The sequence below is a fragment of the Ruegeria sp. ABF4_144 genome, assembly GCF_056160045.1.
The window spans coordinates 351,911-364,869 of sequence record NZ_JBSWWK010000003.1; the positions used below are offsets into that span (position 1 = coordinate 351,911).

The 12,959-nt window shown below is 58.9% G+C and carries 12 protein-coding genes; 3 read left to right on the forward strand and 9 right to left on the reverse strand.

Annotated features, from left to right (window positions below; genetic code table 11):
- The first annotated feature begins 6 nt into the window (after window positions 1-6).
- Together ACXAGD_RS22040 and ACXAGD_RS22045 are read left to right on the forward strand one after the other, a co-directional pair.
- Entirely contained in the window at window positions 7-1,155 is a 1,149-nt protein-coding gene (locus ACXAGD_RS22040; protein WP_475214103.1) for a dihydrodipicolinate synthase family protein, read from the forward strand.
- Between the two features lie 5 nt (window positions 1,156-1,160).
- Window positions 1,161-2,021: a sugar phosphate isomerase/epimerase family protein gene (locus ACXAGD_RS22045; RefSeq protein ID WP_475214105.1), complete on the forward strand. Its 861-nt coding sequence runs from the start codon at window positions 1,161-1,163 to the stop codon at window positions 2,019-2,021.
- Window positions 2,022-2,030: 9 nt separating this feature from the next.
- On the opposite strand, the gene ACXAGD_RS22050 is transcribed toward ACXAGD_RS22045, so the two are convergent.
- From ACXAGD_RS22050 to ACXAGD_RS22060, 3 genes are read right to left on the reverse strand one after another with little or no spacing between them, the layout of a single operon-like run.
- Window positions 2,031-2,342 carry a Dabb family protein gene (locus ACXAGD_RS22050; RefSeq protein WP_475214107.1) on the reverse strand — a complete coding sequence of 104 codons (312 nt, stop codon included), beginning with the start codon at window positions 2,340-2,342 and terminating at the stop codon, window positions 2,031-2,033.
- A 25-nt stretch (window positions 2,343-2,367) separates the two neighbouring features.
- Window positions 2,368-3,132 (reverse strand): enoyl-CoA hydratase/isomerase family protein, encoded by a 765-nt coding sequence (locus tag ACXAGD_RS22055; protein WP_475214109.1) that lies wholly within the window; start codon window positions 3,130-3,132, stop codon window positions 2,368-2,370.
- Window positions 3,132-4,712 carry an acyl CoA:acetate/3-ketoacid CoA transferase gene (locus ACXAGD_RS22060; RefSeq protein ID WP_475214111.1) on the reverse strand — a complete coding sequence of 527 codons (1,581 nt, stop codon included), beginning with the start codon at window positions 4,710-4,712 and terminating at the stop codon, window positions 3,132-3,134. The genes ACXAGD_RS22055 and ACXAGD_RS22060 overlap by 1 nt, the downstream gene beginning before the upstream one ends.
- Window positions 4,713-4,909: 197 nt before the next feature.
- On the opposite strand from ACXAGD_RS22060, the gene ACXAGD_RS22065 reads away from it, so the two are divergent.
- On the forward strand, window positions 4,910-5,677 hold the full coding sequence (locus tag ACXAGD_RS22065) for an aldo/keto reductase (RefSeq protein ID WP_475214113.1): 768 nt from the start codon (window positions 4,910-4,912) through the stop codon (window positions 5,675-5,677).
- Window positions 5,678-5,751: 74 nt separating this feature from the next.
- On the opposite strand, the gene ACXAGD_RS22070 is transcribed toward ACXAGD_RS22065, so the two are convergent.
- From ACXAGD_RS22070 to ACXAGD_RS22095, 6 genes are read right to left on the reverse strand one after another with little or no spacing between them, the layout of a single operon-like run.
- Window positions 5,752-7,353, reverse strand: a complete 1,602-nt coding sequence (locus tag ACXAGD_RS22070; RefSeq protein WP_475214115.1) for a GMC family oxidoreductase — start codon at window positions 7,351-7,353, stop codon at window positions 5,752-5,754.
- Window positions 7,353-8,855: an aldehyde dehydrogenase family protein gene (locus ACXAGD_RS22075; RefSeq protein WP_475214117.1), complete on the reverse strand. Its 1,503-nt coding sequence runs from the start codon at window positions 8,853-8,855 to the stop codon at window positions 7,353-7,355. The genes ACXAGD_RS22070 and ACXAGD_RS22075 overlap by 1 nt, the downstream gene beginning before the upstream one ends.
- A 27-nt stretch (window positions 8,856-8,882) precedes the next feature.
- Window positions 8,883-9,440: a hypothetical protein gene (locus ACXAGD_RS22080; RefSeq protein ID WP_475214120.1), complete on the reverse strand. Its 558-nt coding sequence runs from the start codon at window positions 9,438-9,440 to the stop codon at window positions 8,883-8,885.
- 21 nt (window positions 9,441-9,461) lie between these two features.
- Window positions 9,462-10,499: a zinc-dependent alcohol dehydrogenase gene (locus ACXAGD_RS22085; RefSeq protein WP_475214122.1), complete on the reverse strand. Its 1,038-nt coding sequence runs from the start codon at window positions 10,497-10,499 to the stop codon at window positions 9,462-9,464.
- Window positions 10,496-11,437, reverse strand: a complete 942-nt coding sequence (locus ACXAGD_RS22090) for an ABC transporter permease (RefSeq protein ID WP_475214124.1) — start codon at window positions 11,435-11,437, stop codon at window positions 10,496-10,498. Before ACXAGD_RS22090 ends, ACXAGD_RS22085 begins: the two co-directional genes overlap by 4 nt.
- Before the next feature lie 10 nt (window positions 11,438-11,447).
- Window positions 11,448-12,956, reverse strand: a complete 1,509-nt coding sequence (locus ACXAGD_RS22095; RefSeq protein WP_475214126.1) for a sugar ABC transporter ATP-binding protein — start codon at window positions 12,954-12,956, stop codon at window positions 11,448-11,450.
- Window positions 12,957-12,959: the final 3 nt, after the last annotated feature.

Genomic DNA, 12,959 nt, shown 5'->3' on the forward strand with positions numbered 1-12,959 from the left:
ATTTCGATGAAAATTCAACTGCCCGATACCACCGGAAAACTGCATGACTATACTCTGACAGGCACCCCGGTCACGCCCTCGAAACTGACCCCTAACTCGGCTCGAATTCTGTATTCAGCAGCCCATGTTGTAGCGGACCCGTTTGGCGATCACGACCCGACCGGTCCGGCGCATGTGGATTGGTCTAAGACCATGGAATTTCGCCACTATCTGGCCGGTATGGGCATCGGCATCGCCGAGGCGATGGACACCGCGCAGCGTGGCATGGGGCTGGACTGGAACGGCGCGCTGGAATTGATCCGACGCACCAAAGAGGAACTGCCCGACGCGCTGGTCGGTAATGGCTGCGGCACCGACCATCTGGACCCCGACGATGCAATATCGCTGGACGACGTACGCCGTGCCTATCTGGAACAGGTCGAAGCGATCCAGAAGCTGGGCGGGCGCATCATCCTGATGGCCTCGCGCGCTTTGGCGAAGGTGGCGGCAGGGCCGGATGACTATATCTCGGTCTACAGTGACGTGCTGGCCGCCTGTGATGAGCCTGTCATACTGCACTGGTTGGGTGAGATGTTTGACCCGCAGCTTGCCGGGTACTGGGGATCGGACAGTTTCGAAGACGCGCTGGAAACCGCGCTGTCGATCATCGACGTCAATATCGACAAGGTGGACGGGATCAAGATCTCGCTTCTGGACGCCGAGAAAGAGATCATCATGCGCCGCCGCCTGCCCGAAGGCGTTCGGATGTATACGGGCGATGACTTCAACTACCCCGAACTGATCGAAGGTGACGATCAGGGCCACTCACACGCGCTGCTGGGTATCTTTGACCCCCTCGCCCCGGCTGCGGCCTATGCGGTCAGCAAGCTGAGCGAAGGAGACGTCAAGACTTTCCGCGCAACGCTGGACCCGACCGTGCCGCTGGCTCGTCATATCTTCAGGGCACCGACCCAATATTACAAAACCGGCGTTGTGTTTCTGGCCTGGCTGAACGGGTTTCAAGGCCATTTCATCATGCTGAACGGGGCGCAGGCGACCCGGTCCCTGCCCTATTTCACCGACTGTTTCAAAATGGCCGATGAATGCGGGCTGCTGCGCGACCCCGATCTGGCGGTTGAACGCATGGGGCACATGCTGAAACTCTACGGGGTCTGAGCGCGATGCGCGATTTTTCGCAGGATCACTCCGCGCTGGCGCTGAACACAGCCACTCTGGGTCACAATCTGGACGGTTACGGCGCGGGGTGGAGCCCCGAACAAGTGATTGATGGCTGTGCAGCGCGTGGATATGGCGGGATCACCTTCTGGCGGCGCGAGCTGGACGGGCGCGCGGCGCAGATCGGTCAGCGTGTTCGGGACGCAGGCATGCAGGTGGTCGGCTTGTGCCGCACACCGTTCCTGACCGGACCGCTTGCGCTGCCGTCCGATCAGGAGATCATGGATGATTTCCACCTGTCGATCGATCAGGCTGCTGTACTGGAAACTGACGTTCTAACAATTGTGACTGGAGGCCCAGAACCGAGCACTAAAGGCGTTCTGGAAAGCCAGAAAATCCTTGCCGACCGTGTGGCCCGCGCCGCCCCTTACGCAGCACAGCGTGGAGTCAAACTGGCCCTCGAGCCGTTAAACCCGGCGACCGCCGGTAACCGCACCTGCGTTATGACAGCAGCCGACGCACTGAACGTTTGCGATGCGGTTGGGGCCGCGAATGTAGGCGTTGCAATTGATGTTTATCACGTCTGGTGGGACACAACACTTGCCGACACGCTTGCCGCCCGCGCCAAGGGGCGAGTTTTGGGATATCACCTGTGCGACTGGCTGGCCGACACCTCGGACATCCTGCTGGACCGGGGCATGATGGGCGACGGTGTCGCCGACCTTTATGCCCTTCGCGCTGCCGTTGAAGATGCAGGTTACAACGGCCTGTGCGAGGTTGAGATTTTCTCGGCCGGGAACTGGTGGAAACGGGACCCGAACGAGGTTCTGGACGTGATCGTCGACCGTTTCAGAACCTGCTGTTAGGCCCCGTGCTCAAACCTCGATATCGCAAACAAACACGCCGTCCACACCGTCCACAGTTTTTGCCACAATGCGGCCACCGATCTCTTGATGTGTTGGGTCGACAAGATAGGCATCGCGCACTGCCGCATCCCGGAAATCAAACCAGAACATGTCGTTGAAATCCCGCACAAGATCGGTTTCAACAGACACATTTCTGCGGCTCTGGAAGTCGACAATACCGTCGATATGCCCTTTCAGACCTTCCAGATCTTTATACAGCGTGGACTTCTCGGCCTCGGAAACATCGCTTGCAAAGCGCAGATGCACCAGATGACGTATCATTTCGTTCTTCCTTCCCCAGAGACGATTACCAGAAATCCGCTTTTTTGCGGTCTTTGAATGCGGCCAGCCCGACCTGTAGCTCGGGCTGCGCAGCGGCGACCCAACCCGCAAGAGACTCGAACACTCGCTCACTCTCTTCGCCTTCGGCGGCGTTGATCAGCATTTTCACCAGCTCGGTCGCGACCGGCCCGCGATGGCGCATTCGGTCGGCCAGTTCTGTTGCCGCATCAATCCCTCGTCCTTTTTCAACGACTTGATCGACCAGGCCAACTGTCTGGGCATCGCTTGCCGAAAACTCCTCGCCGAAGATCGCCATACGCCGCACCAGCTGCGAGCCGAAACGGCGCACGGTGCGCTGGGTGCCAGACCAGCCGGGGATGATCCCAAGCGCGGGTTCAGGCTGGCCGATGCGGATGTGCGATTCCGCAATGCGATAGTCGGCGCAGGCCGCCAGCTCCAGCCCGCCGCCCAGCACATGGCCGTTCAGAATTGCGATCACCGGTTGGCGCAATCGGGTCAGGGCGTCCAATGCCTGATGGCCATCGCGCAGCCAATGGCGCCCAAACCTGTCTGCCGATCGTGCCGCCCAGGCATCAATGTCTCCACCCGCACAAAAGGCTTTGCCGACCCCGGTCAGGATTACCACATGCGCATCTTCGGCATGTTCGATCTGACGGCACAGCGCCATCAGGTCATCCATCATCTGCTCGGTCAGAGCGTTCAACCGCTCAGGCCGATTGAGCGTCAGACAGGCAACTCCGTCGCTGATATCCAGCAGAAAGTGTTCCATCACGCGGCAGTCAGGTCCAGCCCCATCAGGGCCGGATCAAATAGGGCGGTATCCATGGTTTTCAGATCATCCGACACCAACAAAGGTGTTGCGGCCTGATCCAGAACGTCGCGCTGCACATCCAGCCCAGGCGCGATTTCCGTGACCATCAGCCCCTGATCAGTCAGCTTGATGACACAGCGTTCTGTCACATAGGTCACATCCTGCCCCTGCACCTTGGCGCGCTTGCCGGAGAAGGAAATCTGATCGACCTCATCGACGAATTTAGCGACCTTGCCTTCTTGCAGGATTTTAACCTGCCCGTTTTCAATACCCATCTTGGCCCCGGCGTTAAAATTACCGGAAAACACGATCTTGCGCGCTCGCGCCGTGATATCGACAAAGCCACCCGCCCCTGCCGTCCGGTGCGGAATTGCAGACAGGCGCGAGACATTGACCGACCCGTGCTTGTCGACTTCGAGGAAGGACAAGAGCGAGGCATCAAACCCGCCCGCCTGAAAATAGCAGAACTGGTGCGGCGACGGCACGAAAGCCTCAGCATTGGCGGAACAACCAAATTTGAAATCCAGTAGCGGCACGCCGCCCACGGCCCCTTGTTCGATCATCCATGTGACCGAGCCATGAAGACCTTCCTCAACCAGAATGCGGGGGACATTGGCCGAGATGCCAAAGCCAATATTGACCGCCCAGCCGTCCTTCAACTCCATCGCCACACGGCGCGCAATCACTTTGCCGACGTTGAATTCGGCCGTGCGGAAGCTTTCCAGTGAGCGTGTCAGTTCGCCTGAAATCGCTGGGTCATATTCGGTGGCCGTGGTTTGCAACTGATCCGGAGCCTCAACGATGGCATCGACCAGAATACCCGGCACGTGCACATCATGCGGGCGGATGCTGCCAGCGGCGGCAATGCGTTTGGCCTGCGCGATAACCACACCGCCATTGTTGCGTGCGGCCAAGGCCATTTCCATAGCGCCGAGATAAGCACCTTCGTGCTCAAAACTCAGGTTGCCCTTTTCGTCTGCCGTGGTCGCACGGATGATCGCGACATTGGGGGCCATGGACTTGAAATAAAGCCAATCATCGCCCTCGAACTCCATACGTTTGACGATGGGTTCGGCACGCGCCGCGTCATTCATGGCGCAACCTTCGATGTCAGGATCGACAAACGTGTCCATGCCCACCTTGGTCAGAACGCCCGGGCGTTTGGCCGCCGCCTCGCGCAGCATGTCGAAAATAATGCCCGAGGGCACATTATAGGCTCGCACTTGTTCGGCGGTGATCATCTGCCAGACTAAGGGGGGTTCCGCCTTGCTGGGACCCGATGGGTACGACCCTCCTATGATCCGGGTCAGAAGCCCTGGCTTGGCGATATGATCTACTCCTTTGGTGCCAAACATGTCGCCCGCTGCGATGGGATGAATCGTTGTCAGGTTCCGCGGCGCACCTTCGTCTTGAAAGCGCTCACCAAGACCTTTGAGAACCGCATCCGGGCAGCACAGGCCACTTGACGAATTCACCGCCACAGTCGCCCCGTCAGGCACAAGATTTGCTGCTTCGCGCGCCGTCATTTGCTTGCTCATGCGATCCTCACCAAAGTAACTAACTGGTTATATCTTTATGCCGTGGCAGGTCGCGGAAATCAACAGCTATTACCAGAAGGCAGGAATTGACCTGACGATAAGTAACTATTAGGTTACTTTTAAAATTGTTCTTTGGGAGGATCACCGTGAACATTTACTTTCAAAAAACCAATCAGCGTACTTTTGGAACATATCCCTTGACCGGGGACGAACTTCGCGGCGCGATGAAGATGGCTGCCGAAATCGGGTATCGTTCGTTCGATACCGCGCAAATGTATGAGAATGAAAAAGAAACCGGCGACGCCCTGGCCGAGCTTGGGTTCGACCGGGATGAGATTTGCGTAACCACGAAGGTTCACCCCGACAATTTCACCGAAGAGGCATTCATTCCGTCGGTCGAGGAAAGCCTGAAGAAACTGCGACTGGACTATGTTGACGTCCTGCTGCTGCACTGGCCGCCTGTTGGCGAAGATATCGCCCCCTCGCTGAAACTATTGGAGCAGGCCCACGCCAAGGGGCTGGCTAAGAATATCGGCGTATCGAACTACACCGCCCAGATGATGCGTGACGCGGTCAAGATTATCGATACGCCGCTGGTCACCAATCAGGTCGAGTTTCACCCGCTGCTCAATCAGGACACTCTGCTGGCGGCGGCCACGGAAACCGGCATTCCTCTGTCCTCTTACTGCTCGGTCGCGCGCGGTGAGGTCTTCAAACACTCAATCTTCGACGAGATCGGCCAGACCTATGGCAAAACGGCAGGTCAGGTTGTTTTGCGCTGGATTTTGCAAAAAGGCGTTTCGATCAACACAATGTCGACCAAGCGCGCCAATATCGACGCCAACTTCGATGTCATGGATTTCACCCTGTCCAGCGGTGACATGGACCGGATCGACGCCAAAACCCACACCGGCTACCGAATTGTTGGCGAAGACTTAGTGCCTTGGGCGCCCAAGTGGGACTGAATGAATAAAGGCGGTGCCATTTGTGGCACCGCCTGTTTCCGGGAACAACCCTGAGCCGTTGAGAGCTTAATAGCTCAGTGATTGCCCCGGATCATGTCTGAGGCCTTTTCCGCCATCATGATCGTCGGCGCATTGGTATTTGATCCGATCAGACTGGGCATGGCTGAACTGTCGCAAATCCGCAGCCCGTCGATCCCCCGCACGCGCATCTGCGGATCGACCACCGCCATCTCGTCCACCCCCATCTTGCAGGTACAAGTCGGGTGATAGGATGTCCGGCCGTATTGCCGCGCATAGGCTTCGTAATCGGCTTGCGTTTTCACGCTGTCATCGGGGAATCGAATCTGACGGATGAATTTCTGCAGGCTTTTCTGGCGAAAGATTTCAATGCTGTGCTTGACCCCTTCGACTGAGACCTTCAGATCATCTGGGTGGCCAAGGAAGTTGGGATCAACCAGAGGCATGTCCTCAACCCGGTTCGACCGCAAACGCACTGTCCCCCGCGCCTTGGGTCGAAGCGTGTATGAATTCAGCGTGATCCCTGAACTGCCTTTGGGCACGCTCGGCACCCCTGCCTCAGCTCCTGCACCGGCAAGGAAGTGGAACTGCAAGTCCGGAGCAGGCTGAGAATTGTCCGCATACCAGAACGCGCCACCTTCAACGACATTCGACGCCACCGGCCCCGAGCCGAACAGGTAGTACTGCATCCCAGCCCAAGCCGCCCAATGTGGTTTGTTGTATTTGTCCAAGCTGTGGTGGCCGTTCAACTCAGCCACGATATCAATGCCAAAGTGGTCATTCAGGTTTTCGCCGACGCCCGGCAAATCCTGTTTGACCTCGATCCCCTGCTCATGCAGATGCGCAGCCGGTCCAACACCGGACAGCAGCATCAGCTTGGGTGTCCCGATTGCCCCCGAGGTTACCAAAACCTCCTGATCAGCGCTCGCCTTGCGCATTTTTCCGCCTTGGTCATATTCGACGCCGGTGGCCCGGCCGCCCTTGATCACCACTCGGTGCACCTGGCATCCGGTCTCCACAGTCAGGTTCGGACGCGACAGGGCGGGTTTCAAATACCCCACCGCCGCCGAACAGCGTTTCGCGTCCCATGTGGTCGTCTGATAAACACCGGCGCCCTCCTGAACCGGGCCATTGAAATCCGGGTTGTAGGGAATACCCGCTTCCTGACACGAGCGCACGAACGCCCGGGTCATCTTTTGCGGAGAATCAAGGTTCGACACTCCCAGCGGCCCTTCCGTTCCGTGCCACTCGCCGGACAGTATGGCGTTGCGTTCGGACCGGACAAAGTACTTTTGGATGTCTTTGAACGCCCAGCCCTCGCAACCTTCTTCGTTGGCCCAGCGGTCGTAATCAATAGGATTGCCACGGGTGAACACCTCGGCGTTGATAGAGCTGCCACCACCGATCACCCGGCCCTGCGCGTATGGAATCTCGCGGTTGTTGGCGTTGACTTGCGGCACCGTATTAAAGCCCCATGTGTGGGGGCCGTCGGTCATCTTGGCAAAGCCTACCGGCATGTGGATCAGCGGATGACTGTCCTTGCCGCCCGCCTCAAGCAGCAGCACCCTGACCGCGCTGTCCTCGGTCAGGCGGTTGGCCAGAACGCATCCGGCCGAGCCGCCGCCGACGATGATATAGTCATATCCGGTTTCAGCCATCACTCTACCCAATGCGACCGCTTGCCGATCTCGACATGGATCGACTTGATCTGCGTGTATTCCTCGACCCCGTGCATCCCGGCCTCACGACCCCAGCCCGAGGCTTTGAACCCGCCAATCGGCAGCTCTGGCCCACCGGCCAGAGTTGTGTTCACCCAGAACCGCCCGGCCTGAACGCGGCGAGAGATCGTCAGCGCCTTGTCGATGTTCTTGGTCCAGACGCTGGCCGCCAGACCGTATTCGGTATCGTTGGCAATCGAGATCGCCTCGTCAATCGTGTCAAACGGGATCACGACCAGCACCGGGCCGAAAATCTCTTCGCGGGCGATCACCATGTCGTTGGTCACGCCGGTAAAGACGACCGGATCAATATACTGCCCGCCCGAGATTTCAGGCGTAGTGCCGCCGGTCAACAGGGTTGCGCCTTCTTCCTGACCCTTGGCGATGTAGGACAGGATCGTGCGGTTCTGCGCGTCGGTGGTGATGGCTCCGGCCTGTGTGCGCTCGTCCAGCGGATCGCCCACACGCACCTTGCGCAGCTTGTCGGCGACCATTTCAGCGAATTTGTCTGCAACCGAGCGTTCAACCAGCAGCCGCGCACCGGACACGCAACACTGCCCGGTGTTGAAGGCGATGCCAAAGGCGACCCCATCGGCAGCGTCTTCCAGATCGGCATCGGCGAACACGATCTGCGGATTTTTGCCGCCCAGCTCCAGCCCAAGCTTTTTGAAGTTGCTTTGCCCCGCCGCCGCAACGACGGATCGTCCCACAGCGGTCGAACCGGTAAAAGACAGCATGTCTACATCCATATGCTCGGCTAGTTTCTGGCCAATCACGCTGCCCGATCCGGTGACCACATTGAATACGCCATCCGGCAAACCGGCCTCCGACAGGATCTCCGCCAGAAGCAGGGTAGTCGCGCTGGTCACTTCGGATGGTTTCGAAACGATGGTGCAGCCCGACGCCAGAATGTAGGGCACACGCTCACACAGGATCAGGAATGGGAAATTCCAAGGCGTGATCAGGCCGACCACGCCGACCGGTTCACGCGTGACGATGCCCATCGCGCCATCACCGCTGTTATTGAAACTGTCGCCGTGCAGCGCCCGCGCCAGTCCGGCGGCAAACTCGAACATGCCAACACAGCCGCTGACCTCACCCCGCGCCTGCGCAATCGGTTTGCCGTTTTCCAGCGTTTCCCAATAGGCGATCTCATCCGTGCGCTCGCGGATCAGCTCGGCCGCCTTCAGCAGCACCGCAGCGCGATCGGCACCTGACAGGCCGCACCACCGACGATCATCAAACGCCGTTCGGGCCGAGGCGACCACGGCGTTCAGATCCTCTTCGGTGCAGCGCGGAATGCGGGTGACGGGCACGCCATGGCCGGGCGAAGACCGCTCGAACACGTCGCGGTCCCCGGTGGGCACCCATTCGCCATCCATAAAGAACCCAAAATCGCGGGGTTCAGAAGGGGGTGTCAGTATCTGGCTGTTTTGGTCCATCAGAAAGGCTCCGAATTGGGGCGCAGGCTAGGCAGAGGCGTCCAGCCCGTCGCGGAAGTCGTTCCAGCCGCCATCCACGGATGACGGCGCATCATGCCATTGATGCAAGATGTCCCCGGTTGCGGGGTCTCTGTCGGGGATCGGCAGCGTCATGATCCGCTTAACCGCGGCCTGAAACATCTCGGGCGTCAGGAAGGCTTCCTGAATGTTGTCCCAGTCCCGGCCACCGGCATAGCCACCGCACATCATGATGTCCTCGGAATGGCCGACCATCTCATGGCTGACCCCGGCGGGCATGACAATCACGTCCCCGGCCTCGATCCGGACCCGGGTCCAGCCTTCGACAGACAGGTTGAACTCCATCCAACCGCGGGCACAACCCAGGCATTCATGCGATGTCGAGTGGAAGTGAGGATATTCATACACCCCGGGATATTCCCAGTTGTTACCCCAGCCGTTTTCACGGAACCGGGCCTTTACCGCGTCGACCCCGCCACCCGGAATAGCCCCGCGATGGATCAGCAGCGGAAAGCGGCTATTGGGGATCATGCCTTCGGGTTTGGACGTGAAAACTTCGATAGTCATTGGTCTTTCCTCCCACTTTGGCTAATGCGTCAGGACGATCTGAGTTTTCAGATCACCGGGCCTGTCAGCAAAGCTGTCAAACGCCTGCTGAATGTGATCCAGCGCGTATGAGGCACCGGTGAAACGCTCGGTTTTGATCCGGCCATGGGTCAGCAAGGTCAGGGCGTCGTGCATGTCCTGCCCCATGCCCGCAACCGACCCTTTGATCGAGTTTTCCTGCAGGATCGTTTGCAGAATATCGACGGGCATAGTCTCGCCCGCGCCAGTAAGGCCGAAGGCCGCGATATGACCGCCTTTACGGATCAGCCGCGCCGCCTGTTGGTACAGCGCAGGCAGCCCGACACTTTCGATAACCACATCCACACCGCGCCCGTCCGTATGGCGCCGGACGGTTTCCTCAAGCTCTGACGGCTTGGTGACACCCACATCCGCGCCAGCCTCCAACGCCATCTGCACCCGATCTTCGGACAAGTCCGCCACGATGATTGGCGCGGCCCCGACGGTGCGCAACAGTTGAACGTGCAGGTTTCCGATGGGACCCGCTCCAAGAACAACGACGGACTGGCCAAAACTGATATTAGCCTTGCGGGCACAGCGGACCACGCAGGCCAGAGGCTCGGTCAGGGCAAGCACCTCGGCCGAGACGTCCTGAGGGGCCGGGATCACCAGCCGCGCTGGAACGCAGATGTATTCGGCAAAAGCGCCGTCCATTGTGATGCCCATCTGCTGCATCTCGGGGCAGTTCAGGATCTCATTTCGGCGGCACCAGAAACAGGTGCCGCAGCCGATATTCATGTCGACGACAACCGGCGCCCCGACGGTCAGGCCCGACACGCCCTCACCCAACTTAGCGATGGTTCCGGTGAATTCGTGCCCCGGGATCATCGGCAGGTTTTCCACCGCATAATGCCCGTTGAAAATGTGAATATCCGTGCCGCAGATTCCGACCCGCGAAATGCGCACCAGAATCTCGTCCCGGCCGGGTTCGGGGCGGGGAACGTCCCGCACCTCGAACTGACCAGGCTTTACAAGTACGGCGGCTTTCATGGTGTCGGTCATTTCACGACCCTCAGCTTGGTCCGGTCGATGGTCAGCGCAATCGCCGCGATCAGGATCAGGCCGAACACCATCTGCTGCTGGGTCGCATCAACCTCGAAGTACAGCATCGAGGACCGGATTACCGCCACGATCAGCGTACCGATCAGCGTGTTTATGACCCCGCCGACTCCGCCGGTCAGCGGGGTACCTCCGACCAAAACCGCGACGATTGCAGGCAGCAAGAACCCGTTCGCCAGTGTGGGAGAACCACCAGAGAGTTTTACCGAGAACAGCAAGCCTGCAATCGCCGCCAGTCCGCCGGACAACGCAAACGCCATGATCTTGATCCGATTGACGTTTAACCCTGAGGCGACGGCCGCAGGTTCCCCGGCGCCAACCGCCTTGAGCGCGCGCCCGAAGGTCGTCCGCGATTGCAGGAACCACGCGCCAAGAACCAGAACGGCGGCAATGATCAACTCGCTTGGCAGCCCGGCAACCGAGCCGGTCATCCAGCCAAAGGTCGAATCCCGCAGCGTGGCGTCCATGAACAGCGCGCGCTGACCCGACATGTACTGCGCCGCGGAGTAGGCGATCCCACCAACAGCGAGGGTTGAAATGAACGACGGGACAAACAGCCGGGTCGTGACAAAGCCCGAGACACCTCCCAATAGCACGCCTGACAGGATACAGATCAGCGCCGTCCCTATGCCGAACGTGGGCAGGGCGATCGTAGCAACAACCGTGGTCATGTTTGCAACCGACTGCGCAGACAGGTCGATACCGCCGATATAGATCGCAAAGGTCATCCCCAGCGCCATGATGAACAGCGGCACGATGTCGGCCATCATTGAGATCAGATTCGCGGGCCGCAAAAAGTTGGAATCCGCCGCACCAACGACCAGTACAAGAACCAGCAGGGTGATCCAGGGCAGATGGGGTTTGATACGTTCAAAACTCATGGATCAGACCTCAGATCATGTGGTGGACAAGGTCATATAGCGACGGCTTGTCCCCCGGGCTGCAATCGAAACGTTTCTGTTCGACACCGTCCTTCAGAACGATGATCGTGTGGCTGAGGCCGATGGCCTCTTCCAGCGTGTCGGCGACCAGAATGATGCCCACGCCGTCATCCGACATCTCACGCACCATGTCATAGACGTCTTCCTTGGCACCGATATCCAGACCCCGCGTTGGGTGATCCAGCAGGATGATGTCGGACCCGGCCGAGCGCCATTTGGCCAGCACCACCTTTTGCTGGTTGCCGCCCGACAAGCCGCCGCAATCCTTGTAGACATCCGGGGTTTTGATCGCCAATCGGTCGATCCACTGCTTTGCCAACGACTTTTCCTCGCCGATGCGCAGCACGCCCGAGCTGGCGTAATTCCCCATCTGGCTGAGCGTCATGTTCTCGTAGACATTCATCCCAGCCACGATGCCTTCGACTTTGCGTTCACGCGGGATGTAGCCCACGCCGCCTGCCACACCGGCCTGAGCGTTGAACCTGCCGACGGTTTGCCCCTTGAGCGCCACCGCGCCCGAGGACGGCGTTTCAAGCCCGAAAATCGTCCGCAGGATCGCCTCGCGTCCTGACCCTTCTGTACCGACCAGGCACAGAACTTCTCCGGGGCGCAGATCGAATGAGATATTCGCGTATTTACCGATTACCGACACGTCGTTGAAGGCAACCAGCGGCTGTGTCTCGGCCTGATAGGGTTTCTGCTTCTGCTCGCGATAGTATTCCTTGTCCACATCGCGGCCGACCATCTTGTGCTGAATGGCATCGACTTCGGCATCGTCATGAGCGACAACATCGACAATCTCGCCATCCTTCATCACGTAGATGCGGTCGGACAGGTCCAGAACCTCGTCCATGCGGTGGCTGACAAAGATGAACGACGCGCGATTGGTCAGCTCGCGTACAAGGCTGAATAGCAGCTCGACCTCTTCCTTGGCCAGCACGCTGGTCGGCTCGTCCAGCAGGATCACCAGATCACCGTCAATCCGCTCTTCCAGCGTCAAAACCTTGGCCAGTTCGACCAGCTGACGCTGCGCAAAAGACAATTTCGAGGTGGTCATGGCCGGATCGATATCCAGCTTGACCTTGGCCAGCTGCTTACGTGCAGCTTCGGCCATGGCTTTCCAGTTGATCACACCATAGCTGACGAATTGCTGTTCAAACCCCAAAAAGATGTTTTCCATCACGGTCAGGTTGGTGATCAGGGATTGTTCCTGAAACACCATGCCGATGCCGTGATCCATCGCCTGACGGGGGTTCTGGAAGCGCACCTTGGTGCCGTCGATGGTGATGTCGCCACCATCGGGTTGATAGGCCCCATAGATCACCTTCATCAGGGTAGACTTGCCAGCGCCGTTTTCGCCGACCAAACCCACAATCTCGCCTCGTCCAATCTGGAAGTTCACGGATTTCAGCGCATGGACACCGGGGAATTTCTTGTCGACATTAATCAGTTCGTACATCAG

What these genes read in the sequence shown, in the direction of transcription:
- ACXAGD_RS22040 (WP_475214103.1), top strand. Translation starts at nt 7, where the DNA reads ATGAAAATTCAACTGCCCGATACCACCGGAAAACTGCATGACTATACT.
- ACXAGD_RS22045 (WP_475214105.1), top strand. Translation starts at nt 1,161, where the DNA reads ATGCGCGATTTTTCGCAGGATCACTCCGCGCTGGCGCTGAACACAGCC.
- ACXAGD_RS22050 (WP_475214107.1), bottom strand. Translation starts at nt 2,342, where the DNA reads ATGATACGTCATCTGGTGCATCTGCGCTTTGCAAGCGATGTTTCCGAG.
- ACXAGD_RS22055 (WP_475214109.1), bottom strand. Translation starts at nt 3,132, where the DNA reads ATGGAACACTTTCTGCTGGATATCAGCGACGGAGTTGCCTGTCTGACG.
- ACXAGD_RS22060 (WP_475214111.1), bottom strand. Translation starts at nt 4,712, where the DNA reads ATGAGCAAGCAAATGACGGCGCGCGAAGCAGCAAATCTTGTGCCTGAC.
- ACXAGD_RS22070 (WP_475214115.1), bottom strand. Translation starts at nt 7,353, where the DNA reads ATGGCTGAAACCGGATATGACTATATCATCGTCGGCGGCGGCTCGGCC.
- ACXAGD_RS22075 (WP_475214117.1), bottom strand. Translation starts at nt 8,855, where the DNA reads ATGGACCAAAACAGCCAGATACTGACACCCCCTTCTGAACCCCGCGAT.
- ACXAGD_RS22080 (WP_475214120.1), bottom strand. Translation starts at nt 9,440, where the DNA reads ATGACTATCGAAGTTTTCACGTCCAAACCCGAAGGCATGATCCCCAAT.
- ACXAGD_RS22085 (WP_475214122.1), bottom strand. Translation starts at nt 10,499, where the DNA reads ATGACCGACACCATGAAAGCCGCCGTACTTGTAAAGCCTGGTCAGTTC.
- ACXAGD_RS22090 (WP_475214124.1), bottom strand. Translation starts at nt 11,437, where the DNA reads ATGAGTTTTGAACGTATCAAACCCCATCTGCCCTGGATCACCCTGCTG.
- ACXAGD_RS22095 (WP_475214126.1), bottom strand. Translation starts at nt 12,956, where the DNA reads ATGTACGAACTGATTAATGTCGACAAGAAATTCCCCGGTGTCCATGCG.